This window comes from Variovorax sp. P4_D9, assembly GCF_056401695.1.
The window spans coordinates 1-1,071 of sequence record NZ_JBFUIU010001547.1 but is presented as its reverse complement, the minus strand read 5'-3'; the positions used below and the strand labels follow the sequence as shown (position 1 = coordinate 1,071).

Below are 1,071 nucleotides of genomic sequence, written 5' to 3'. Positions count from 1 at the left end.
GTCTCGACCCGCGGCTCGAAGCTGCGCGTCTCATCGCCGCTTCCCGGCTGCTCTACCTTGATCACCGTGGCGCCCAGTTCGGCGAGGATCATCGAGGCGAATGGACAGGCCAGCACCCGCGACAGGTCCAGGATGGTGATGTGCTCAAGCGGCTTGGCCATGGTCGACCTCAACGCTCGGTGCGCACGAAGCTGCGCATGCGCTTGTTGGCATCACGGCCGATCTCAAGGCCGCGCGCGAGCGGCAGATCGACCACCTTGTGGAAGGTGTGCTTAGTGGTCGCCATCGCCGGGCGGCTCACGTCTGCCAGCCGTCCGGCGAGCGCCAACGCCTCGTCCATCAGGCGTTCGTCGTCGTAGACCGCATTGAACATGCCGAGCGCGACGGCGCGTTCCGCATCAACCGCCTCTCCGGTGGCGACCAGCTCGAACGCCGCCTTTCGCCCGACCTGACGCGTCAGGTTCGGCAGCACGATCGCAGCGACTATCCCGTGCTTGACCTCGGGATAGCCGATGCGCGCCGAGCGCGCCGCCAAGGCAAGGTCGCAAGCGAGCGCCAGACCCGCCCCGCCGCCCATGGCGAAGCCGTTGACCGCGGCGACCACCGGCTTGCTCATGCGTGACACGCTCAGGTGCAGCTGCATGGTGAGCTCGGCGCGTTCCTCTACGCGATGCATCTGGTCGGGCGTCAGGTCCTTGAATTCGGAGATGTCCGCACCCGCGCAAAAGGCCGGCCCATTGCCCGTGAGTACGACGCAGTGGATGGCTTCGTCGGCTTCCGCCGCGGCGAGCGCATCGACGAGCCCGCGGGTGAGCGCGTTGTTCAAGGCATTGCGCTTGGTGGGTCGGTTCATGCGCAGCACGCGCACTCGTCCCGTGTCTTCGATCAGCAATTCGTCCATGTTTCAGCCTCTCAGAGTCCAGAGTTGTTCCATTGCTTCGCGGGTTTCGGCGGCGATTCGCTCGACCAGCTCGGCGGCGGGCACCAGTTCGTCGATCATTGCGGCGGCCTGCCCGGACTCGACCTTGCCTTGGTCGATGTCGCCGTCCAGCGCGGCCATCTTGAGAGAAC

At 66.1% G+C, this 1,071-nt stretch carries 2 protein-coding genes; both read right to left on the bottom strand.

Annotated elements, in window-relative coordinates:
• A partial coding sequence (locus tag AC1DY5_RS56780) for a CoA transferase (RefSeq protein WP_478122895.1) occupies nucleotides 1-161 on the bottom strand: 161 nt, incomplete at its 3' end.
• Nucleotides 162-169: 8 nt separating this feature from the next.
• Nucleotides 170-901 (bottom strand): enoyl-CoA hydratase/isomerase family protein, encoded by a 732-nt coding sequence (locus tag AC1DY5_RS56775; protein WP_478122894.1) that lies wholly within the window; start codon nucleotides 899-901, stop codon nucleotides 170-172.
• Nucleotides 902-1,071 lie beyond the last annotated feature (170 nt).

Bases quoted from the DNA above. Each gene is read 5' to 3' on its own strand.
- AC1DY5_RS56775 (WP_478122894.1), bottom strand. From the start codon at position 901: ATGGACGAATTGCTGATCGAAGACACGGGACGAGTGCGCGTGCTGCGC.